We start from the raw sequence: 20,245 nt of genomic DNA on the forward strand, positions 1-20,245 counted from the left end.
GACGCTAGCGTCGGCGACCGTGCCCGCGTCCTGGAGCTCCGCCGTCCGCTACGTCGAGTGCGACCAGCAGGGGGTCGTCTTCAACGGCCACTACCTCACCTGGGCCGACGAGGCCTCCAACGCCTGGTGGGAGTCGACGCGCCTGCCCTGGTCGCAGGTCGTGCGGTCGTCGGGCGAGCCGTTCGTCAAGGCCAGCACGCTGGAGTGGTCGTCGTCGGCCCGCTGGGGTGACACCGTCACCGTCGACGCCGCGACCGAGAAGGTGAGCCGCACCAGCGTGACCGTGCGGTTCACCGTCCGGGTGGGCGAGCGGGTGTGCTGCGTCGTCCGCAACACCTACGTCTGGGTCGAGGACGGCGCCGCGGCCCCCTGGCCCGACGACATCCGCGCCGGCCTGACCGCGAGCGTCTAGCGGCCGGCGCCGGGCGGCAGCAGCGGCAGGTCGGCGGGGGCGCCGTCCTCGACCAGCCGCCACAGCGCGTCCGTGTCGGCGTGCTCGGCCACCAGGTCGCCGAGCCGGTCCAGCCGCGCCTCGCGGACCGCGGCGAAGTCGGTGTCCGGCGCGGGCACGAAGCGCCGGCCGGCCAGCCGCGCGACCTCGGCGAGGAAGGCCCGGCGGAAGCCGTCGTTCTCCAGCGCGCCGTGCCAGGTCGTGCCGAACACCGCGCCGGCGCGGGCCCCGTCGAGGAAGGGCTCGGCGGCGTCGTCGACGGTGACCACGCCGTGGTGGATCTCGTAGCCGTGCACCGCCTCGCCGAAGGCCGTGCCCGAGGGGCGGCCGAGGGTCTTCTCCGGCGCGAACCGCACGTCGGCGGGCAGCAGGCCCAGGCCCGGCACCGTGCCGGCCCGCGACTCGACGTCGTCGGTGATCGTCCGGGTGAGCATCTGGTGGCCGCCGCAGATGCCGAGCACGGGGGCGCCGGCCGCCGCCTGCCGCAGCACCGCGTCGGCCAGGCCCGACGCGCGCAGCCAGGCGAGGTCGGCGACGGTGGAGCGCGTGCCGGGCAGGACGACGAGGTCGGCGTCGGCCAGCTCCTCGGGCCGGGTGGCGTAGCGGACCAGCACGCCCGGCTCGGCGGCCAGCGCGTCGAGGTCGGTGAAGTTGGACAGCCGCGGCAGCCGGGCCACCGAGACCCGCAGCACCTCCTCGCCGCGCGGCGGGCCGGCCGGCTGGGCGGCCGCGCCCACGCCGAGGGAGTCCTCGACGTCGAGGTCCAGCCCGGCCGCCCACGGCAGCACGCCGAGGGTGGGGCGGCCGGTGAGCTCGCGCAGCGACGCCAGCCCCGGCTCCAGCAGCCGGACGTCGCCCCGGAACTTGTTCACCAGGAAGCCGGCGACCAGCCGCTGGTCGGCCGGGGGCATGAGCGCGACCGTGCCGTAGAGCGCGGGGAACAGCCCGCCGCGGTCGATGTCGCCGACCACCACGACCGGCAGCCGCGCGGCCGTGGCCAGCCCCATGTTGGCGATGTCGTCCTCGCGCAGGTTGATCTCGGTGGGGGAGCCGGCGCCCTCGCAGACGACGACGTCGAACCGGGAGCGCAGGTCGGCCAGGCAGCCCAGGACCGTCTCCAGCAGCCCCGCCTTCATCGGCCGGTAGGACAGCGCGGTGACGTCGGCGACCGGCCGGCCGAGGACGACGACCTGGCTCGAGTTCTCGCCCCCGGGCTTGAGCAGCACCGGGTTCATCGCCGCCTCGGGCGCGACCCGCGCGGCGGCGGCCTGCACCACCTGCGCCCGGCCGATCTCGGCGCCGTCCGCGGTGACCATGGAGTTGTTGCTCATGTTCTGCGCCTTGAACGGCGCCACCGAGACGCCCTGGCGCACCAGCCAGCGGCAGATCCCGGCGGTGACGACGGACTTGCCCGCGTCCGACGTCGTCCCGGCGACGAGCAGCGCGCCGCCGGTCGTCGCCCGGCCGCCCCGCCGGGTCACGCCGCCGGTTCCGACGGGCTGCCCCACCCGGCCTTCTCCTGCCCGGACAGGTCGGCGATGGCGTGCATGATGCGGTCGGTGACCACCCGGCGGGCGCGGCCGTTGCCGGCCATCCCCTTCTGCTCGGGGAAGGTGAGCGGCTCGCCGAAGGTCACCGAGATCCGGCGCGGCCGCGGCCAGCGGGCGCCCACCGGCTGCACCTTCTCCGTGCCGGCGACGGCCACCGGCACCACGGGGCAGTCGGCGGTGAGCGCCAGCCACGCCACGCCGGTCTTGCCCCGGGCCAGCCGGCCGTCGCGGGAGCGGGTGCCCTCGGGGTAGATGCCGAAGCCCTCGCCCGCCCGCAGCACCGACAGCGCGGTGTCCAGCGCCGCCTGCGCGGCCCGGTGGGTCTCCCGCTCCACCGGCAGCGCCCCGAGGGCGCTGAACAGCGTGCGCGAGAACCAGCCGGTCACCCCCGTGCCGGTGAAGTACTCGGCCTTGGCCAGGTAGTGCACCTTGCGGGGGGCGACCGTCGGGATCGCGATGCTGTCGATGAACGACAGGTGGTTGCTGGCCAGGATCACCGGTCCGGTCAGGGGCACGTGCTCCCGACCGGTGACGTGCGGCCGGAACAGCAACCAGAACAGCGGCCGGACGACGAACCGGGCCAGGATGTAGAACACGCGGCGCTCTCCTCCTCGAAAGGCGGCGCGCGCATTCTCGCGGACGGCCCCCGACCCTCCCGACGGCGGGCCGGTGCTCCTACCCGGTGCGGTGCGCCGGTGGGCAGGCGTCGCGCAGGATCGCCTGGATGTCGTCGGGCAGCGGCCCGCGGCCGGCCGCCGAGTCGGTGAGCGCGGCGGCGACCTCGCGCACCTTGCGGTGCGTGTGGCTCGACATGTGCGCCAGCAGGTCGAACGCCACCTGCTCGCCGCAGCCGGTGAGCAGCATGAGGATGCCCTTGGCCTGCTCGATCGTGGCCCGGCTGGCCATGGCCTGGCGCAGCTGGCTCACCTCCAGCTGCAGCGCGGCGACGGCGTCGTCGTCGCCGCCGGACCGGGTGGGGGTGATGTCGACGCACATCCCCTCGACCGCGGTCACGCCCCCGTCGGGGTCCCGGTGCGGCTCACCGACGACGGTGACCAGGCGGTGCGCGCCGTCGCGGGCCTGCACCCGGGTCACCAGGGCGAACGGGGAGCCCGTGGAGGCGCGGGTGAGCGCGGCCAGGGTGCGGGCGCGGTCGTCGCGGTGCTGGCACTGCAGCAGCGCGTCGGCGCAGGGGCGGACCCCCTGCGGGGGCAGGCCGAGCAGCTCGTACATCTCCGGCGCCCACCACCAGGTGGTGGTGCGCAGGTCGATGCGGAAGCGGGCCGCCCGACCCGGCGCCGCGGCGACCGGGGTGGGCGGAGGGGGAGCCGGGACCGACGCGGGGCGGCCGTGGGAAGAGCCGGCGGTGGGGTGCCGACCGGTGCGGTGCGAAACGGTGGCCGGAGAGACCATCTCGGGATACTCCCTGTTCAGAGGCGCGCCGGGCGACGCCGACGGGACCGGGGGGCCGTGTGCTCGACACTCCGCGTGTCCGCCGGCCCGAGGGCCGGCCGCTCCGATGACAGGACGCTACGTGCCGTTGCGCGGCCCCGCCAGCGGAGTGCGCGTGCCGCGCCGGACGAGCAACCGGACGGCTACGGCGGCGGCCGCGGCCGAGGTCCAGACCGCCCTCGACAGCCGCACGGCGCGGCCGATGTCGGCGGCCGCCGGGGCCCGGCCCGAGCCGAGCACCGGCCGCTGCTCGACCCGGCCGCCGTAGAGGTTGCGCCCGCCGAGCCGCAGCCCCAGGGCGCCGGCTGCGGCCGCCTCGCACCGCCCCGCGTTCGGGCTGGGGTGCGCGGCGCCGTCCCGCAGCCAGGTGCGCAGCGCCCCGGCCGCCGACCCCCCGGTCAGCGGGGCGCAGGCGACGGTGAGCGCTGCGGTGAGCCGGGCGGGCAGCCAGCCGAGGACGTCGTCGGTGCGGGCGGCGGCCCAGCCGAAGCGCGCGTACCGGGCGGAGCGGTGGCCGACCATCGCGTCGAGGGTGTTCGCCGCACGGTGGGCCAGCAGCCCGGGCAGCCCCGCGACCGCACCCCAGACCAGCGGGCCGACCGCGGCGTCGGCGGTGTTCTCGGCGACCGACTCGATCGTGGCGCGGGCCAGCTCGGGCTCGTCGAGGTCGCGCGGGTCGCGGCCGGCGAGGGTGGGCAGGGCGGCGCGGGCGGCGGGCAGGTCGCCGGCGGCCAGCGCGTGCTCGAGGACGCCGGCGGCGCGGCCGAGGGAGGTGCCGCCGAGCACGGTCCACGTGACGGCCGCGGTCACCAGGGCACGCGCTGCCGGGCGGCGGCGGGTCGCCCGGTCCAGGGCGAGACCGAGCGCGGCGGAGGCGGCCACGAGCCCGCCGGCGTACGCGGCCCCGCTCGCCCGGTCGTCGCGCCACGCCCGCCGCTCCAGCGCCAGCGCCAGCCGGCCGAACCCGGCCACCGGGTGCCACCGCCGGGGGTCGGCGAGCAGCAGGTCGGCCGCGGCGCCCAGCGCCAGCCCGGCGGCGATCGGATCTCCCACGGCGCACATCGTGCCGACCGCTCCCCGCGGCGGCGTCCCTAGGATCGGCGGACATGCGCCTGCCCGGCCGTTACGACGGCACCGCCCGGCCGATCGTGACCTACGGCGGCAACCCGGTCCTGCACCGGCCGTGCGCCCCGGTGGCCGTGTTCGACGAGGCGCTGCGGCGGCTCGTGCTCGACATGTTCGCGAGCATGCACGCCGCCGACGGCGTGGGGCTGGCCGCCAACCAGATCGGCGTCGACGCGCGCGTCTTCGTCATCGACTGCCCCGACGCCGAGGGCGAGGACGTCGTCGGCTACGTCGTCAACCCCGTGCTCTCGCTGCCCGGCCCGGTCGGCGACGAGCCGGCCGAGGAGGTCACCGAGGAGGGCTGCCTGTCGGTGCCCGGCCCCTACGCCGAGCTGCCGCGCGCCTTCCGCGCCCGCGTGGACGGCGTCGACGTGAAGGGCCGCCCGGTGACGATCGAGGCGACCGGCATGGCCGCGCGCTGCCTCCAGCACGAGGTGGACCACCTCGACGGCACCGTCTACGTCGACCGCCTGCCGGAGGAGCTGCGCGAGCGGCTGCTGGCCGAGGCGGCGGGGCCGGAGGGGGAGCTGCCCGCGTGAGGCCGGTCGAGGGAGCGCCGCAGCCGGGGACGAGCGGGACCGCCGTCGCCCGGGAGGGCGGGAGCGACGCGGGAACCGCTCCGGGGTCCCCGCCGGTCGTGGTGGTGGGCATCGGCGCGGACGGCTGGGAGGGCCTGGCGCCGACCTCCCGCGCCGAGGTGGAGCGCGCCGAGGTGCTCATGGGCAGCGGCCGCCAGCTCGACCTGGTGCCGGGGTCGGTGACCGCCGAGCGGGTGCGGTGGCCCTCGCCGATGACCGAGGCCCTGCCCGGCCTGGTCGAGCAGCACGCCGGGCGCGCCGTCGTCGTCCTGGCCAGCGGCGACCCGATGCTGTCGGGGATCGGCACCACCCTGACCCGGCTGCTGGGGCCCGGGAGGGTGCGGGTGCTGCCGGCGCCGTCGTCGGTGTCGCTGGCCTGCGCCCGGCTCGGCTGGGCGGTGGAGGACACCGAGGTGGTCAGCCTCGTCGGCCGGCCGGTCGAGCTGCTGCACCCGCACGTGCAGCCGGGCCGGCGGCTGCTGGTCCTGGGGTCCGACGGCGGCACCCCGGCCGAGGTGGCCGCGCTGCTCTCCGCCCGCGGCTACGGCCAGAGCCGGCTCACCGTGCTCGGCGGCCTGGGCGGCCCCGACGAGGAGGTGCGCACCGGCACGGCGGCCACCTGGTCGCAGCCGGCGCCGGCGCTGGTCGTGACGGCGGTGGAGTGCCGCGCCGAGCGGGGCACCGTGCCGCTGCCCACCACCCCCGGGCTGCCGGACGGCGCCTACGAGTCCGACGGGCAGCTGACGAAGTCGGAGGTGCGGGCGATCACGCTGGCGCGGCTGGCCGCCGTGCCGGGGCAGCTGCTCTGGGACGTCGGCGCCGGCTCGGGGTCCATCGGCATCGAGTGGATGCGGGCCCACCCGACCTGCCGCGCCGTCGCGGTCGAGGCGGCGCAGGAGCGCGCGGAGCGGATCGTGCGCAACGCCACCCGGCTCGGCGTGCCCTACCTGCGTGTGGTGCACGGGCACGCCCCCGAGGTGCTCCCGCGGCTGCCCGCGCCGGACGCCGTCTTCATCGGCGGCGGGCTCACCACCCCGCTGCTGCTCGACGCGTGCTGGGACGCGCTGCCGGTGGGCGGCCGGCTGGTGGCGAACGCGGTCACCGTCGAGAGCGAGGCCGTGCTGGGCTCGTGGCACGCGCGGGTCGGCGGCGACCTGGTGCGCGTGGAGGTGCAGCGCGCCGAGCCGGTGGGGTCCTTCACCGGCTGGAAGCCCGCGATGCCGGTGACGATCTGGTCGGTCGTCAAGGCATGACCGTCTTCTTCATCGGGGCGGGGCCGGGGGCGGCCGACCTGGTCACCGTGCGGGCGGCGCGGATCATCGCGACCGCCCCCGTCTGCCTCTACGCCGGGGCGCTGGTGCCGCGGGAGCTGCTCGACAGCGCCCCGCGCGGGGCCCGGCTGGTCGACACCGCCGACCTCGACCTGGACCGGATCACCGCCGAGCTGGTGGCGGCGCACGAGGCCGGGCTGGACGTGGCCCGCCTGCACTCCGGCGACCCGTCGGTCTACAGCGCGATGGCCGAGCAGATGCGCCGCCTCGACGCCGCGGGGGTGCCCTACGACGTCGTCCCCGGGGTGCCGGCGTTCGCCGCCGCCGCGGCCGCGCTGAAGCGGGAGCTGACCGTGCCGGGGGTGGGGCAGACCGTCGTCCTCACCCGGACGTCGGCGCGCTCCACGCCGATGCCGCCGGGGGAGCAGCTGGCCGCCTACGCGGCGACCGGCGCCACGCTCGTGCTGCACCTGGCGGTGCAGCGGCTGCGGGAGCTGGTCCCCGAGCTCGTCCCGCACTACGGCCAGGACGGCCCGGTCGCCGTCGTCGCCCGCGCCAGCCGGGACGACGAGCTGGTGCTGCGCGGCACGCTCGCCGACATCGCCGATCGGGTGGAGGACGCCGGCGTGACGCGGACGGCGGTGGTGGTCGTCGGCCCGGTGCTCACCGCGGCCCAGTTCCCCGACAGCCACCTCTACTCGACGACCCGCCCTCGGTAGCGGGGTGGGGTCCGTGAGGGGCGCGCCGACGAGTCCCCTGCGGTCAGGCGCGGCCGACGATCGTGCCCGCCCGGTCGATCACCACGACGTCCACCTCGACGGGGGCGCCGCGCAGCACGCCGAGCGCGGTCGCGCGGGCGCCGGCGGCCACGAGGTCGCCCAGCGGCAGCCCGGCGGCGGTGCACTGCTGCAGCGCGTCCAGCGCGGTGTTGGCGCCCCGCACGCCCGCGACCAGCTCCGGCGGCCCCCCGGCCTCCTGCACGCGCCGCGCCAGCGACTCGAACGACACCTGCGAGCGCCCGGAGTGCAGGTCGAGGTGGCCGTCGGCGAGCTTGGCCAGCTTCCCGATGCCGCCGGCGATCGTCAGCCGCGGCACCGGGTGGCGGCGCAGGTACTTCAGCACCGCGCCGGCGAAGTCCCCCATGTCGAGCAGCGCGTCCTCGGGCAGGCCGTGCAGCTCGGTGACCACCCGCTCGCTGGTCGACCCGGTGCAGCCGGCGACGTGGGTGTGCCCGGCCGCCCGCGCGACGTCGATGCCGCGGCGGATCGAGTCGATCCACGACGAGCAGGAGTACGGGACGACGACGCCGGTCGTGCCGAGGATCGACAGCCCGCCGAGGATGCCCAGCCGCGGGTTCCAGGTGCGGCGGGCCAGCTCCTCGCCGTTCTCCACCGAGACCTCGACGACGACGTCGCCGGTGCCGCCGTGCCGCGCGGCGACCGCGGCCACGTGCTCGGCGATGAACCTCCGCGGCATCGGGTTGATCGCCGGCTCGCCCACGGCCAGGGGCAGCCCGGGCTTGGTCACCGTGCCCACGCCGGGGCCGGCGCGGAAGGTGACCCCGGTGCCCGGCTCCCCGGCGGTGACGGTGACCGAGACGAGGGCCCCGTGGGTGATGTCGGGGTCGTCGCCGGCGTCCTTGACCACGCCGGCGGTGGCCGCGCCGTCGCCCAGCGACTCCGTGGCCAGCGCGAACGACGGGTGCTTGCCACGGGGCAGGTGGATCTGCACGGGATCGGGGAACTCGCCGGTGAGCAGCGCGGTGTACGCGGCGGTGGCGGCGGCGGTCGCGCACGCGCCCGTCGTCCACCCGTACCGCAGCCCGCTGCCACCGTCCCGACCCACGGCACGAGCATGCACGGAGGTGTGCGATGAGCGACCGGGTGCTCCTTCTCGGCGGCACGGGGGAGGCCCGCCGGCTCGCGGAGGCGCTGACGGCGGCCGGGGTGGACGTGGTCAGCTCGCTGGCCGGCCGCACCGCCGATCCGCTGCTGCCGCCCGGCGAGGTGCGCATCGGCGGCTTCGGCGGCGCCGAGGGGCTGGCGGAGTGGCTGCGGGCCTCGCCGGTGCGGGCGGTGGTCGACGCCACCCACCCGTTCGCGACGGCCATCACCCAGCACGCGGCGCGCGCGGCCACCGCCACCGGCACGCCGTACCTGCGGCTGCAGCGCCCCGGCTGGCGCCCGCGACCGGGTGACGACTGGCGCGAGGTGGGCTCGCTGGAGGAGGCGGCCGAGGCGGTCGCCGGCTTCCGGCACGTGTTCCTGACGACCGGCCGCACCGGCCTGGGCGCCTTCGCCGGCCTGACCCAGGAGGTGCTGGTCCGCTCGGTCGACCCGCCGGAGCCGCCGCTGCCCCCGCGCACCACCCTGGTCCTCGAGCGCGGCCCGTTCAGCGTCGAGGACGAGCTGGCCCTGATGCGCGAGCACGGGGTCGACGTCGTCGTCACCAAGGACTCCGGCGGCCACCTGACCGAGGCGAAGCTGGCCGCCGCGCGGGAGCTCGGCATCCCGGTGGTCGTGGTCCGCCGCCCGCCGCTGCCGCCGGGGGTGGCGGTGGTGGCGACCGTCGAGGAGGCGGTGGCCTGGCTGGGCCGCGCCGGTGTCAGGCCCGGCGGAACGCCCTGACGGTGAGCCACACGGTGCCGACGGTCAGCACCATCGCCCCGGGCACGTGGGCCACCATGTTGCCGGCGGAGCCGAGGCCGGCCTGCGCGAAGGTGGCCAGGAAGACCAGCCCGGCGAGCGCGACCGGCCACACCGGCCCCCGGGAGCGCCGCCAGTCCAGCGCGGTGGCCGCCAGCAGCAGGGCGGTGGTCACGTGCAGCGCGATCGCCCCGCCGCCGTGCGCCCCCAGGGCGTCCTCGCCGCCGATCAGCCGGCCGGCCGTGAGGAACTGCCAGAGGAGCGCGAGCAGGGCCAGCACCGCCGCGGCCTGCAGCAGCCGCGTGGAGGTGGTGGTGGCCGGCGCGGCGTGGGAGGTGCGGGTCATCTCGGCGGTCCTCCAGGAGGAAGCGGCGTGCCCGGGTCGTTGAAGGTTCATGGAAGCAGCTCGCGCGGCGCGGGGGAAGGGGGCGGGCGCCCCCTGATCAGGGGACGGCTGGTGCTCTTCGACCTCGACGGCACGCTCGTGGACTCGACCCCCGGCATCTGGGCGTCGGTCCGCGTCGCGGCCGCGCGGCTCGGCCTGCCGGCGCCGACGGCCGAGCAGCTCACCCAGATGGTCGGTCCGCCGCTGCAGGACGGCTTCGCCACGGTCCTGCGCGTGCCGCTGCCCGACGTCCCGCGCGCCGTCGCCGCCTACCGGGCGCACTACGCCGCCGGCGCGCTGCTCGACGTCCACCTCTACGACGGGATCCCCGAGCTGCTCGGCGAGCTGGCGTCGGCCGGGGCCACGCTCGCCGTCGCCACCAGCAAGCCGGAGCCGTTCGCCGTCCGCGTGCTGGAGCACACGCGGTTGCTGCCGTTCTTCGCCTCGGTGCACGGGGCGACGCTCGACGGCGCCGTGCGGCACAAGGACCAGGTGGTCGCCGCGGCGCTCGCCGCCCACCCCGGCGGCGAGCGGCCGGTGCTGGTCGGCGACCGGGCGCACGACGTGCTCGGCGCGGCCGCGCACGGGCTGCCCTGCATCGGCGCCGGCTGGGGCCCGGCGCCGCCGGGGGAGCTGGAGCGGGCGGGCGCCGCCGTCGTCGTCCGGACCCCGGGGGAGGTGCCGGCCGCGCTGTCCCACGGGTGATCCCGGCCCGTCGCGGGCAGGTATGCCGCCGTGAGCACCCCGGCGCTGCGGCTGCCCGACGCCCTGCAGCTACTCCGCGACCGGCTGGCCGCCGCGCCGCTGGACCTCGAGGTCCCCGGCGCCGGGGCGGCCCGCCGGTCGGCCCGCGCGGTCGTCGACCAGGTCGACGACTACCTGCTGCCCCGGCTGCGCGACCTCGACGCGCCGCTGCTGGCGGTGGTCGGCGGCTCGACCGGCGCGGGCAAGTCCACGCTGGTGAACAGCCTGCTGGGCGAGGAGGTGACGACCGCCGGCGTGCTGCGGCCGACGACGCGGGCGCCGGTGCTGGTCTGCGCGCCGGCCGACCGCGCCGCGTTCGCCGGCGACCGCGTGCTGCCCGGCCTGGCCCGCACCACCGGGGACGGCGGGGCGACCAGCGGGCTGCGCCTGGTGGTGAGCGACCGACTGCCGCCGGGGCTGGCGGTGCTCGACGCCCCCGACGTCGACTCGGTGGTCGAGTCGAACCGCGAGCTGGCCGGGCAGCTGCTCGCGGCCGCGGACCTGTGGGTGTTCGTGACGACGGCGGCCCGCTACGCCGACGCGGTGCCGTGGGACGTGCTGCGCACCGCGCAGGAGCGGGGGACGGCGCTGGCGGTGGTGCTCGACCGCGTGCCCCCCGAGGCGGTCGGCGAGGTGGCCGGCGACCTGGCCGGGATGCTGCAGCGGGCGGGGCTCGGCGGGGCGCGGCTGTTCGTCGTGGAGGAGCGGCCGCTGGCCGACGGCCGGCTCCCCGAGGACCAGGTCGGCCCGCTGCGGGCGTGGCTGCACGGCCTCGCCGCCGACCAGGAGGAGCGGGCGGCCGTGGTGCGGCAGACGCTGGCCGGGGCGCTGGACAGCCTCGGCGCGCGGGTGGCCGGGGTGGTCGCCGCGGTGGAGGGTCAGGCGGTCGCCGCCGACGCGCTCCGCGGCACCGCCGAGGCGGCCTACACCCGGGCGTGCACCGAGGTGTCCGACGGCGTGGGGAACGGCAGCCTGCTGCGCGGTGAGGTGCTGGCCCGGTGGCAGGAGTTCGTCGGCACCGGGGAGTGGATGCGCAGCCTGCAGGGGCAGGTGGGCCGGCTGCGCGACCGGGTCACGGCGGCCCTCACCGGCCGCCCCGCGCCGGGGACCCGGCTGCACCAGGCGCTGGAGTCGGGGGTGGAGGTGCTGCTGCGCGACGCGGCCGACGAGGCCGCGGAGCGGACGGTCACCGCCTGGCGCGGCGCGGCCGGCGGCGCGGAGCTGCTGGGCGAGCGCACCCACGAGCTGGAGCGGGCCTCGCCGGGGTTCGACCGCACCGCCGCGGGCGAGGTGCGCGAGTGGCAGGGGGCCGTGCTGGACCTGGTGCGGGAGCAGGGGGCGGACAAGCGGTCCCGCGCCCGGGTGCTGTCGTGGGGGGTCAACGGCGCCGGCGCCGTCGTGATGGTGGCGGTGTTCGCGCAGACCGGCGGGCTGACCGGCGGCGAGGTGGCCGTGGCCGGCGGCACCACCGCGGTGGGGCAGCGGGTGCTGGAGGCCGTCTTCGGCGACGCGGCGGTGCGGGAGCTCGCCGCCCGCGCCCGCGAGGACCTCGAGCACCGCGCGAACCGGTTGCTCACCGAGGAGCGGCAGCGCTTCGACCTCCTGGTCGACGCCGCCGCGCCGCCGCCGGGCAGCGCCGAGGGCCTGCGGGCCGCGGCCGCCGCGCTCGCGGCCGCCCGGCAGGAGCGCCCGTGAGCAGGAGGACCTCCCTGGGGGATCGGCTGGCGGCGTTGCGGGAGGCCGTCGAGGCAGCCGAGGGCCGCCTGGAGGTGCCCGAGGTCGCCCGCGCCCGGGCGCTGCTGGCCAAGGCCGGCGCCCGCGAGGCCCTCGGCAGCGCCACGGTGGTCGCCCTCGCCGGCGCCACCGGCAGCGGCAAGTCCACCCTCTTCAACGCGCTCTCCGGCGCGGAGGTGAGCACGCCCGGGGTCCGCCGGCCCACCACGGGGGTCGCGCACGCCTCGGTGTGGGGCGCCGACGACGACGCCGACCGGCTGCTCGACTGGCTGCAGGTGCCGCGGCGGCACCGGGTGACGCCGCCCGAGCCCGGCCTCGACGGCCTGGTCCTGCTCGACCTGCCCGACCACGACAGCGTGCGGCTGGAGCACCGGCTCGAGGTGGACCGCCTGGTGGAGCTGGTCGACGTCCTGGTGTGGGTGCTCGACCCGCAGAAGTACGCCGACGCGGCCGTGCACGGCCGCTACCTGGCCCCGATGGCCGGCCACGCCGGGGTGCTGGTCGTGGTGCTCAACCAGGTCGACCGGCTCGACGAGCCGTCCGCCCGCGCCTGCCTGGCCGACCTGCGGCGGCTGCTGGACGGCGAGGGCCTCTCCGCCACCCCCGTGGTGCCGACGTCGGCGCGCACCGGCGAGGGCCTCGACGTGCTGCGGGCCGAGCTGGCCCGCCGCGTGGCCCGGCGGCAGGCGGCCACCGAGCGGCTGGCCGCCGACGTCCGCGCGGCGGCCGGGGAGCTGGCGCAGCACTGCCCGCCCGGCGACCGCCGGCCGGCGCGGGTCGCGGCCGACGGGCTGACCGGGGCGCTCGCCGACGCGGCCGGCGTCCCGGTGGTCGAGGCGGCGGTCGAGCGCGCGGCGCGGCGGGAGGGCACCGCGCGCACCGGCTGGCCCCTGCTGCGCTGGACCCGGCGGCTGCGCCCCGACCCGCTGCGCCGGCTGCACCTGGGCGACGAGCGGGCCCGCACGTCGCTGCCCGCCCCGGGCGCGGTGCAGCAGGCCGCGCTGGCCGCCGCGCTGCGCCAGGCGCGCACCTCCGCCGCCGACGGGTTGCCGCAGGCGTGGCGCGACGAGGTGCGGCGCACCGCGGAGCGCGCCGAGGGCGGCCTGGCCGACCGGCTCGACCGGGCCGTCGCCGGCGCCGACCTCGGCCCCGACCGGGTGCCGCTGTGGCAGCGGGCGGTGGGCGGGCTGCAGTGGCTGCTGCTGGCCGTCGCGCTGGTCGGCGCGCTGTGGCTGCTCGTCCTCGCCGTCCTGGGGTGGCTGCAGCTGGACGACGTCGTGCCGCTGCCCCGGGTCCAGGGCTTCCCCCTGCCCACGCTGCTGCTGCTCGGCGGGCTGCTCGCCGGCGTCCTGCTGGCACTGCTGGCCCGCCCGTTCGTGGCCGCCGGCGCCCGGCGCCGCCGGCGGCGGGCCCGGGCACGGCTGACCGCGCGGGTGGGGGAGGTGGCCGAGGAGTCGGTGCTGGCGCCCCTCGAGGGCACCCTCGCCGACGCGCGGGCGTTCTGCGCCGCCGTCGACCGGGCCGGGCGCTGACCGGCGCGGATGTGTGGACGCCCAGGTCAGCTGGGCAGTGGGCGGTCATGACCGAGACCGCGTCGCTCCGTGCCCTCGCCCTGGTGTGCAGCCTCAAGCCGTCCCCGGAGCCGTCCAGCAGCCAGAAGCTCGCCCAGGAGGTGCTCGACGCCCTCGCGGAGCAGGGGGTGTCGGGCGAGCTGGTCCGGGTCCTCGACCACGACGTCAAGCCCGGGGTCCAGGTCGACATGGGCGACGGCGACGAGTGGCCGGCGGTCCGCGAGAAGCTGCTGGCCGCCGACATCCTGGTGTTCGCGACGCCCACCTGGGTCGGCCACATGACCAGCGTCGCGCAGCGCGTGCTCGAGCGGCTGGACGGGGAGCTCTCCGAGACCGACGACACCGGCCGCCCGCTGATCACCGGCAAGGTCGCCGTCGTCGCCGTCGTCGGCAACGAGGACGGCGCGCACCACATCAGCGCCGACGCCTTCCAGGCGCTGTCCGACGTCGGCTTCACCATCCCGGCGCAGGGCGTCACCTACTGGAACGGCGAGGCGATGCAGGGCGTCGACTACCTCGACCTCGACGAGACCCCCGAACCCGTCGCACAGGCGACGACGACCCTGGCCGAGAACGCCGCCCACCTGGCCCGGCTGCTCAAGGCCCAGCCCTACAGCTAGCGTCCCCGGCGGTCAGGCGGCCCCGACGTAGTCCGCCAGGTGCCGGCCGGTCAGCGTCGACCGGGCGGCGACCAGGTCGGCCGGCGTCCCCTCGAAGACGATCCGCCCGCCGTCGTGGCCGGCGCCGGGCCCGAGGTCGATGATCCAGTCGGCGTGCGCCATGACGGCCTGGTGGTGCTCGATGACCAGCACCGACTTGCCGGAGCCGACGAGCCGGTCGAGCAGGCCGAGCAGGTTCTGGACGTCGGCGAGGTGCAGGCCGGTGGTCGGCTCGTCGAGGACGTAGACGCCGCCCTTCTCGGCCATGCGGGTGGCCAGCTTGAGCCGCTGCCGCTCGCCGCCGGACAGCGTGGTGAGCGGCTGGCCGATCGACAGGTAGCCGAGCCCGACGTCGGCGAGCCGGTCGAGGACGGCGTGCGCGGCCGGCGTCCGCGCCTCCCCGCTGCCGAAGAACTCCTCGGCCTCGGTCACCGACATGGCGAGGACCTCGGCGATGTTCCGGCCGCCGAAGGTGTACTCCAGCACCGACGCCTGGAACCGCTTGCCCTCGCACTCCTCGCAGGGGGACTCGACGGTGGCCATGACCCCGAGCTCGGTGTAGATGACGCCGGCGCCGTTGCACGTCGGGCACGCGCCCTCGGAGTTCGAGCTGAAGAGCGCCGGCTTCACGCCGTTGGCCTTGGCGAACGCCTTGCGGATCGGCTCGAGCAGGCCGGTGTAGGTGGCCGGGTTGCTCCGCCGGGACCCCTTGATCGCCCCCTGGTCGACGGTCACGACGCCGTCCCGGCCGGCCACCGAGCCCTGGACCAGCGAGCTCTTGCCCGAGCCGGCCACGCCGGTGAGCACCACGAGGACGCCGAGCGGGATGTCGACGTCGACGTCCCGCAGGTTGTGCGTGCTGGCGCCGCGCACCTCCAGCGCTCCGGTCGGTGTGCGCACCGACGGCTTGAGCTGCGCCCGGTCGTCCAGGTGCCGGCCGGTCAGCGTGCCGCTGGCCCGCAGCCCGTCGACGGTGCCCTCGAAGACGACCTCGCCACCCCCGGTGCCCGCGCCCGGGCCGAGGTCGACGACGTGGTCGGCGATGGTGATCGTCTCCGGCTTGTGCTCGACGACGAGCACGGTGTTGCCCTTGTCCCGCAGCTGCAGCAGCAGGTCGTTCATCCGCTGGATGTCGTGCGGGTGCAGCCCGATCGTCGGCTCGTCGAAGACGTAGGTGACGTCGGTGAGCGACGACCCGAGGTGGCGGATCATCTTGGTCCGCTGCGCCTCACCACCGGACAGCGTGCCGGCCGGCCGGTCGAGCGACAGGTAGCCGAGCCCGATCTCGGTGAACGAGTCGAGGAGGTGCCGCAGCCCGGTCAGCAGCGGGGCGACGGTCGGCTCGTCGAGCGCGCGGACCCACGTGGCGAGGTCGCTGATCTGCATGGCGCAGAGGTCGGCGATGTTCTTGCCCTGGATCGTCGACGACCGGGCCTCCGGGGTGAGCCGCGTCCCGTCGCACTCGGGGCAGGTCTGGAAGGTGATCGCGCGCTCCACGAAGGCGCGGATGTGCGGCTGCATCGCGTCGACGTCCTTGGAGAGCATCGACTTCTGGATCTTCGGGATGACGCCCTCGTACGTCAGGTTGATGCCCTCGACCTTGATCTTGGTCGGCTCCTTGTAGAGGAGGTCGTGCAGCTCCTTCTCGCTGTACCTGCCGATCGGCTTGTCCATGTCGAAGCCGGCGCCGCTGAAGATCCGGCCGTACCAGCCGTCCATGCTGTAGCCCGGGACCGTCAGCGCGCCCTCCGCCAGCGACTTGCTCCCGTCGTAGATCGCCGTGAGGTCGAAGTCGGAGACCGACCCCATGCCCTCGCAGCGGGGGCACATGCCGCCGAGGTAGACCACGTCGCGCACCACGGCCTTCTCCACCCGGCCGCCGGCCTTCTCGGTGCTCAGCACCCCGCTGGCCTTGCGGGTCGGGACGTTGAACGAGAACGCCGTGGGCGGGCCGATGTGCGGCGTGCCGAGCCGGCTGAACAGGATGCGCAGCATCGCGTTCGCGTCGGTGGCGGTGCCGACGGTGGAGCGGGGGTTGGCGCCCATCCGCTCCTGGTCGACGATGATCGCCGTCGTCAGGCCCTCGAGGAGGTCGACCTCCGGCCGCGACAGCGTGGGCATGAACCCCTGCACGAAGGCGCTGTAGGTCTCGTTGATCAGCCGCTGCGACTCCGCGGCGATCGTGTCGAACACCAGCGAGCTCTTGCCCGAGCCGGAGACGCCGGTGAACACCGTCAGCCGGCGCTTCGGGATCTCGACGCTGACGTCCTTGAGGTTGTTCACGCGCGCGCCGTGCACGCGGATCAGGTCGTGGCTGTCGGCGACGTGCGGCGGGGGCGCCTGCAGGTCGGTGCCGGTGGCCGTGCTCATCGGGTCTCCCTGTCTCGGGCGGGCTCGGGGCGACGGTTGCGTTGTCTACCGGATCGGCGCAGCTCGTGGGCGCGGACCCGGTCCGTCGTCGTCACGGGCCGCGCGGCCGAGGGCGCGCTCGTGGTCCGCACGCCGGTCACGCCAGGGGTGTCGGGGGAGCCCGTGCTTCTCGATTCCTGACCGGTCGGCTACGCGGCCACGGTCTCCGGCGCGGTGCGCTCGGGGGCGGTCCGGGCCCGCCGCCGCAGCAGCAGCGTGGTGACGGCGACCAGCGCCAGCGCCACGACCACGACGCCGTACACCTCGGTCGTGCGGGCCAGCCCCAGCTCGCCGACGGCGACGCCCGCGGCGATCGCCGGGACGCTGAACGACACGTAGCCGACGACGAAGGTGCTGGCCAGCAGCCCGGCCCGGTGCCCCGGGGCGACGCCGCGGGTGATCATCGCGATCGCGCCCAGGAACGAGCCGCCGAAGCCGAAGCCGGTGACCACGGCGGCGGCGAAGAGCAGCACCGCCCAGCCGCCCAGGACGGCGACGACGGTGCCGACGACGCCGGTGGCGAAGACCAGCGCCCCGACCAGCAGCGCCGACTCCGGCGGCCGGGGGCGCATGGCCAGCGAGCCGACGACGCCGGTGCCGTTGAGCGCGAGGATGAGCAGGCTGCCGGCGATGTGGTTGTCGATGCCGAAGACGTCGGCCACCAGCGACGGGCCGAGCGAGGCGTAGAGGCCGCCGAGCGCCCAGGCGGCCACCAGGACCGGCAGCGCCACCAGGAACGGGCGGCGGTGCACCTGCGGCACCTCGACCCGCGGCCGCAGCGAGGCCAGCGCGCCCGGCACCCGCGGCGAGGACTCCGGCAGCAGCAGCACGCCGGCGGCGGCCAGCACGAAGACGGCGGTGAGCACGCCGAACACCCAGTCGGTGGGCGAGGGCACGAACTGCACGAGCACGCCGGCGCCGACCGCGCCCAGCGACAGCCCGAGGCCGGGCGAGGCGCTGTTGATCAGCGGCCCCAGCGGCCGCTCGGCGCGCTGCAGGTCGAGCAGCGCGGCGCCGAGCGCGCTGGTCAGGGCGCCGGTGGCCAGCCCCTGCACCACCCGGGCGGCCAGCAGCCAGCCGACGCCGTCCGCGGCCAGGAAGAGCACCATCGCCGCGGCCTCGAGCACGAACGCGACCGCGACGACCGGTCGGCGGCCGACGTGGTCGGACAGCCCGCCGACGACGAGCAGCGACAGCAGCAGCGCGAAGGAGTAGACGGCGAAGACCGTGGTCAGCACGCCGGAGCTGAAGCCGAACTCCGCCTGGTACACGCGGTAGAGCGGGGACGGCACCCCCGACGCCGCCAGCATGAGGACCAGCAGGACGGCGACCGACCAGAAGGCGGCCGGCCGGGGGAGTCGGCGGGTCGGCACGACATCGCCAAGGCGGCGGAACGCGGCCGCATTCCCGTGGCGCCTCGGGCAGGAGCCCGCCGCGCCCCCCCCGCGGCCCCTCGGCAGGGGCCCGCCGCGAGCCCTGCGAGCGGTGGGGGCGGAGGGGTCCTCCTCAGTACGTGCGCGGGGTCCAGACGCGGCCGGAGGGGCTCAGGCGGGTGCGCGAGGAGCCGACCAGCACCAGGCAGCGCATGTCGACGGTGCCGGGGTCGAGGTCGCCGAGGGTGGTGACGACGACGGACTCCTCCGGCCCCCCCACGTCGCGGCCGACCACCACGACTGTGTCGGGCGAGCGGTTCTCCAGCAGCACCTTCTGCGCCTCGCCGAGCTGGTGCGGGCGGGCCTTCGAGCGGGGGTTGTACAGGGCCAGCACCAGGTCGGCCGCGGCCGCGTGCCGCAGCCGGTCCAGCACGACGTCCCACGGCTTGCGGACGTCGGAGAGGCTGATCACCGCGAAGTCGTGGCCCAGCGGGGCGCCCACCCGAGCGGCCACCGCCTGCGCCGCGGTGAGCCCGGGCAGCACGCGCACGCGGACGCCGGCGAACTCCGGCCGCTCGGCCACCTCGAGCACCGCCGCGGCCATGGCGAAGACGCCCGGGTCGCCGCTGGACACCACGGCCACCCGGCGGCCGGCCCGCGCCAGCGACAGCGCGTGCGCGGCGCGCTCGGCCTCGACCCGGTTGTCGCTGGGGTGGCGGGTCTGCCGCGGGTTGGCCGGCACGCGGTCGAGGTAGGGGCCGTAGCCGACCAGGTCGTCGGCGGCGGCGAGCGCGTCGGCCACCTCCGGCGTCGTCCACGACCGCTGCCCGGGGCCGAGCCCCACGACGACGACCTCGCCGGCGTGCGCCCCCGGCGCGGCCTCCTCCGGCTGCGGCAGGGCCCCGGTGAGCGGGCTGGGCAGCAGCGCCAGGGAGAAGTACGGGACGGTCGCCGGGTCGACGTCGGCCAGCGGGAGCGCCCGCTGCCGGTCGGTGGTGGCGCGCTCGACGTACAGGGCGCGGTCGAGCACGCCGGCCGCCTCGAACGCCTCGCGCACGGCGCCGAACGTGCGGCCCAGCTTGAGCACCGCGGCGGAGTCGGTGGTGGCCAGCCACTCGGCGAGCTCGTCGGACGGCAGCGTGCCGGGCAGCACGGTGAGCACCTCGTCGCGCTCGACCAGCGGCCGCCCGACCACCGCCGCGGCGCCGCTGACGCTGGTCACGCCGGGCACCACCTCGGTCGGGTACCGGTGCGCCAGCCGCTTGTGCATGTGCATGTAGGAGCCGTAGAAGAACGGGTCGCCCTCGGCGAGGACGACGACGTCCCGCCCGGCGTCGAGGTGGGCGGCCAGCCGCGCCGCCGCCTCCTCGTAGAACTCGTCGATCGCGCCCTGGTAGCCGCCGGGGTGGTCGGTCCCCTCGGTGGTCACCGGGTAGACCAGCAGCTCCTCGACCTGGCCCTCCCGCAGGTACGGCTCGGCCAGCGCCCGGGCCACCGACCGGCCGTGCCGGGCGGCGTGGAAGGCGACGACGTCGGCGGCGCCGATCAGCCGGGCGGCCTTGACGGTGACCAGCTCCGGGTCGCCGGGCCCCAGTCCCACCCCGTACAGCCGGCCCGTCATGCCCGGCCCCTCGCCACCGAGATGGCCGTTCCGGTGGTCACTCGACGTCGCTCGCGATCGCGTTCACGGCCGCCGCGGTGATGGCCGAGCCGCCGCGCCGCCCGCGCACCACGAGGTGCTCGAGGTCGGAGGCGGCCAGCGCGTCCTTGGACTCGACCGCGCCGACGAAGCCGACCGGGATGCCCAGGACGGCGGCCGGCCGCGGCGCCCCGGCCGCGACCATCTCCAGCAGGTGGAACAGCGCGGTCGGCGCGTTGCCCACGGCGACCACGGCGCCGCCGAGCCGGTCGCGCCAGAGCTCCAGCGCGGCCGCCGTCCGGGTGGTGCCCAGCTCGGCCGCCAGGCCCGGTGTGCGGGGGTCGTTGAGCGTGCAGACGACGTCGTTGTCCTTCGGCAGCCGCCGGCGGGTGATGCCGGCGGCGACCATCTCGGCGTCGCAGAGCACCGGGGCGCCGGCGTCGAGCGCCTCGCGGGCGCGGCGGACGACGCCGGGGGAGAAGGCGAGGTCGTCCACCAGGTCGATCTGGCCGCAGGCGTGGATCATGCGGACCGCCACGCGCGCCACGTCGTCCGGGAGCCCGGCGAGGTCGGCCTCGGCGCGGATGGTCGCGAACGAGCGCCGGTAGATCGCCGCGCCGTCCTTCTCGTACTCGTACATCGCTGGGCAGGCTACGTCG

Annotated in this window: 19 protein-coding genes; 9 read left to right on the plus strand and 10 right to left on the minus strand. The window is 76.9% G+C overall.

All coding sequences use genetic code 11. The features are described 5' to 3' along the window. The first annotated feature begins 19 nt into the window (after positions 1 to 19). Complete coding sequence (locus tag ACI78S_RS00650) at positions 20 to 412, plus strand: acyl-CoA thioesterase (protein ID WP_456970254.1); 393 nt, start codon at positions 20 to 22, stop codon at positions 410 to 412. On the opposite strand, the gene ACI78S_RS00655 is transcribed toward ACI78S_RS00650, so the two are convergent. From ACI78S_RS00655 to ACI78S_RS00670, 4 genes are all read right to left on the minus strand, one after another. Continuing rightward, positions 409 to 1,959, minus strand: a complete 1,551-nt coding sequence (locus ACI78S_RS00655) for a cobyric acid synthase (protein WP_456970255.1) — start codon at positions 1,957 to 1,959, stop codon at positions 409 to 411. The two genes, ACI78S_RS00650 and ACI78S_RS00655, sit on opposite strands and share 4 nt — an antisense overlap. After that, positions 1,929 to 2,597, minus strand: a complete 669-nt coding sequence (locus ACI78S_RS00660) for a lysophospholipid acyltransferase family protein (protein ID WP_456970256.1) — start codon at positions 2,595 to 2,597, stop codon at positions 1,929 to 1,931. The genes ACI78S_RS00655 and ACI78S_RS00660 overlap by 31 nt, the downstream gene beginning before the upstream one ends. 79 nt (positions 2,598 to 2,676) lie before the next feature. Continuing rightward, positions 2,677 to 3,414, minus strand: coding sequence for a PAS and ANTAR domain-containing protein (locus ACI78S_RS00665; RefSeq protein ID WP_456970257.1), 738 nt, complete (start codon positions 3,412 to 3,414; stop codon positions 2,677 to 2,679). Between the two features lie 117 nt (positions 3,415 to 3,531). Beyond that, positions 3,532 to 4,506: a cobalamin biosynthesis protein gene (locus tag ACI78S_RS00670; RefSeq protein ID WP_456970258.1), complete on the minus strand. Its 975-nt coding sequence runs from the start codon at positions 4,504 to 4,506 to the stop codon at positions 3,532 to 3,534. 53 nt (positions 4,507 to 4,559) lie between these two features. On the opposite strand from ACI78S_RS00670, the gene def reads away from it, so the two are divergent. Genes def through cobM form a run of 3 tightly spaced genes read left to right on the plus strand, consistent with a single transcriptional unit; the run spans position 4,560 to position 7,146 of the window. Continuing rightward, entirely contained in the window at positions 4,560 to 5,117 is a 558-nt protein-coding gene (gene def, locus ACI78S_RS00675) for a peptide deformylase (protein ID WP_456970259.1), read from the plus strand. Continuing rightward, positions 5,114 to 6,409 carry a precorrin-6y C5,15-methyltransferase (decarboxylating) subunit CbiE gene (gene cbiE / locus ACI78S_RS00680; protein WP_456970260.1) on the plus strand — a complete coding sequence of 432 codons (1,296 nt, stop codon included), beginning with the start codon at positions 5,114 to 5,116 and terminating at the stop codon, positions 6,407 to 6,409. The genes def and cbiE overlap by 4 nt, the downstream gene beginning before the upstream one ends. After that, positions 6,406 to 7,146, plus strand: a complete 741-nt coding sequence (gene cobM, locus ACI78S_RS00685) for a precorrin-4 C(11)-methyltransferase (protein ID WP_456970261.1) — start codon at positions 6,406 to 6,408, stop codon at positions 7,144 to 7,146. Before cbiE ends, cobM begins: the two co-directional genes overlap by 4 nt. 43 nt (positions 7,147 to 7,189) lie before the next feature. Here cobM and ACI78S_RS00690 read toward each other — a convergent pair whose 3' ends face one another. Further along, a complete protein-coding gene (locus tag ACI78S_RS00690; protein ID WP_456970262.1) occupies positions 7,190 to 8,272 on the minus strand; it encodes a cobalt-precorrin-5B (C(1))-methyltransferase in 1,083 nt (360 codons plus the stop codon). A gap of 26 nt (positions 8,273 to 8,298) precedes the next feature. Here ACI78S_RS00690 and ACI78S_RS00695 point away from each other — a divergent pair, with 26 nt between their 5' ends. After that, positions 8,299 to 9,054 (plus strand): cobalt-precorrin-6A reductase, encoded by a 756-nt coding sequence (locus ACI78S_RS00695; RefSeq protein ID WP_456970263.1) that lies wholly within the window; start codon positions 8,299 to 8,301, stop codon positions 9,052 to 9,054. Here ACI78S_RS00695 and ACI78S_RS00700 read toward each other — a convergent pair. Next, positions 9,032 to 9,418 carry a hypothetical protein gene (locus tag ACI78S_RS00700; RefSeq protein WP_456970264.1) on the minus strand — a complete coding sequence of 129 codons (387 nt, stop codon included), beginning with the start codon at positions 9,416 to 9,418 and terminating at the stop codon, positions 9,032 to 9,034. The genes ACI78S_RS00695 and ACI78S_RS00700 overlap by 23 nt on opposite strands. 111 nt (positions 9,419 to 9,529) lie before the next feature. On the opposite strand from ACI78S_RS00700, the gene ACI78S_RS00705 reads away from it, so the two are divergent. The 4 genes from ACI78S_RS00705 to ACI78S_RS00720 are packed head-to-tail and all read left to right on the plus strand — an operon-like array spanning position 9,530 to position 14,126. Continuing rightward, complete coding sequence (locus ACI78S_RS00705; protein WP_456970265.1) at positions 9,530 to 10,162, plus strand: HAD hydrolase-like protein; 633 nt, start codon at positions 9,530 to 9,532, stop codon at positions 10,160 to 10,162. Positions 10,163 to 10,192: 30 nt separating this feature from the next. Beyond that, the gene (locus tag ACI78S_RS00710) at positions 10,193 to 11,896 is read left to right on the plus strand and encodes an ABC transporter (RefSeq protein ID WP_456970266.1); all 1,704 of its coding nucleotides are present in this window, start codon (positions 10,193 to 10,195) and stop codon (positions 11,894 to 11,896) included. Next, the gene (locus ACI78S_RS00715) at positions 11,893 to 13,467 is read left to right on the plus strand and encodes a GTPase (protein WP_456970267.1); all 1,575 of its coding nucleotides are present in this window, start codon (positions 11,893 to 11,895) and stop codon (positions 13,465 to 13,467) included. The genes ACI78S_RS00710 and ACI78S_RS00715 overlap by 4 nt, the downstream gene beginning before the upstream one ends. Before the next feature lie 47 nt (positions 13,468 to 13,514). Beyond that, the gene (locus ACI78S_RS00720) at positions 13,515 to 14,126 is read left to right on the plus strand and encodes a flavodoxin family protein (protein WP_456970268.1); all 612 of its coding nucleotides are present in this window, start codon (positions 13,515 to 13,517) and stop codon (positions 14,124 to 14,126) included. A gap of 12 nt (positions 14,127 to 14,138) precedes the next feature. Here the strand turns inward: ACI78S_RS00720 and ACI78S_RS00725 are convergent, their stop codons facing one another. The 4 genes from ACI78S_RS00725 to ACI78S_RS00740 form a co-directional block, all read right to left on the minus strand. Next, positions 14,139 to 16,535 carry an ATP-binding cassette domain-containing protein gene (locus ACI78S_RS00725; protein ID WP_456970269.1) on the minus strand — a complete coding sequence of 799 codons (2,397 nt, stop codon included), beginning with the start codon at positions 16,533 to 16,535 and terminating at the stop codon, positions 14,139 to 14,141. Between the two features lie 188 nt (positions 16,536 to 16,723). After that, positions 16,724 to 17,947, minus strand: coding sequence for an MFS transporter (locus ACI78S_RS00730; RefSeq protein WP_456970270.1), 1,224 nt, complete (start codon positions 17,945 to 17,947; stop codon positions 16,724 to 16,726). Between the two features lie 133 nt (positions 17,948 to 18,080). Further along, complete coding sequence (locus ACI78S_RS00735; RefSeq protein WP_456970271.1) at positions 18,081 to 19,568, minus strand: precorrin-2 C(20)-methyltransferase; 1,488 nt, start codon at positions 19,566 to 19,568, stop codon at positions 18,081 to 18,083. Positions 19,569 to 19,605: 37 nt separating this feature from the next. Next, positions 19,606 to 20,226 (minus strand): precorrin-8X methylmutase, encoded by a 621-nt coding sequence (locus ACI78S_RS00740; RefSeq protein ID WP_456970272.1) that lies wholly within the window; start codon positions 20,224 to 20,226, stop codon positions 19,606 to 19,608. Positions 20,227 to 20,245 lie beyond the last annotated feature (19 nt).

It is taken from the genome of Geodermatophilus sp. SYSU D00815 (assembly GCF_054050035.1).

Excerpts from the sequence above, each read along its gene's own strand:
- ACI78S_RS00665 (WP_456970257.1), bottom strand. The coding sequence starts at position 3,414 with ATGGTCTCTCCGGCCACCGTTTCGCACCGCACCGGTCGGCACCCCACC.
- ACI78S_RS00735 (WP_456970271.1), bottom strand. The coding sequence starts at position 19,568 with ATGACGGGCCGGCTGTACGGGGTGGGACTGGGGCCCGGCGACCCGGAG.
- ACI78S_RS00720 (WP_456970268.1), top strand. The coding sequence starts at position 13,515 with ATGACCGAGACCGCGTCGCTCCGTGCCCTCGCCCTGGTGTGCAGCCTC.
- def (WP_456970259.1), top strand. The coding sequence starts at position 4,560 with ATGCGCCTGCCCGGCCGTTACGACGGCACCGCCCGGCCGATCGTGACC.
- ACI78S_RS00740 (WP_456970272.1), bottom strand. The coding sequence starts at position 20,226 with ATGTACGAGTACGAGAAGGACGGCGCGGCGATCTACCGGCGCTCGTTC.
- ACI78S_RS00695 (WP_456970263.1), top strand. The coding sequence starts at position 8,299 with ATGAGCGACCGGGTGCTCCTTCTCGGCGGCACGGGGGAGGCCCGCCGG.
- ACI78S_RS00700 (WP_456970264.1), bottom strand. The coding sequence starts at position 9,418 with ATGACCCGCACCTCCCACGCCGCGCCGGCCACCACCACCTCCACGCGG.
- ACI78S_RS00725 (WP_456970269.1), bottom strand. The coding sequence starts at position 16,535 with ATGAGCACGGCCACCGGCACCGACCTGCAGGCGCCCCCGCCGCACGTC.
- cobM (WP_456970261.1), top strand. The coding sequence starts at position 6,406 with ATGACCGTCTTCTTCATCGGGGCGGGGCCGGGGGCGGCCGACCTGGTC.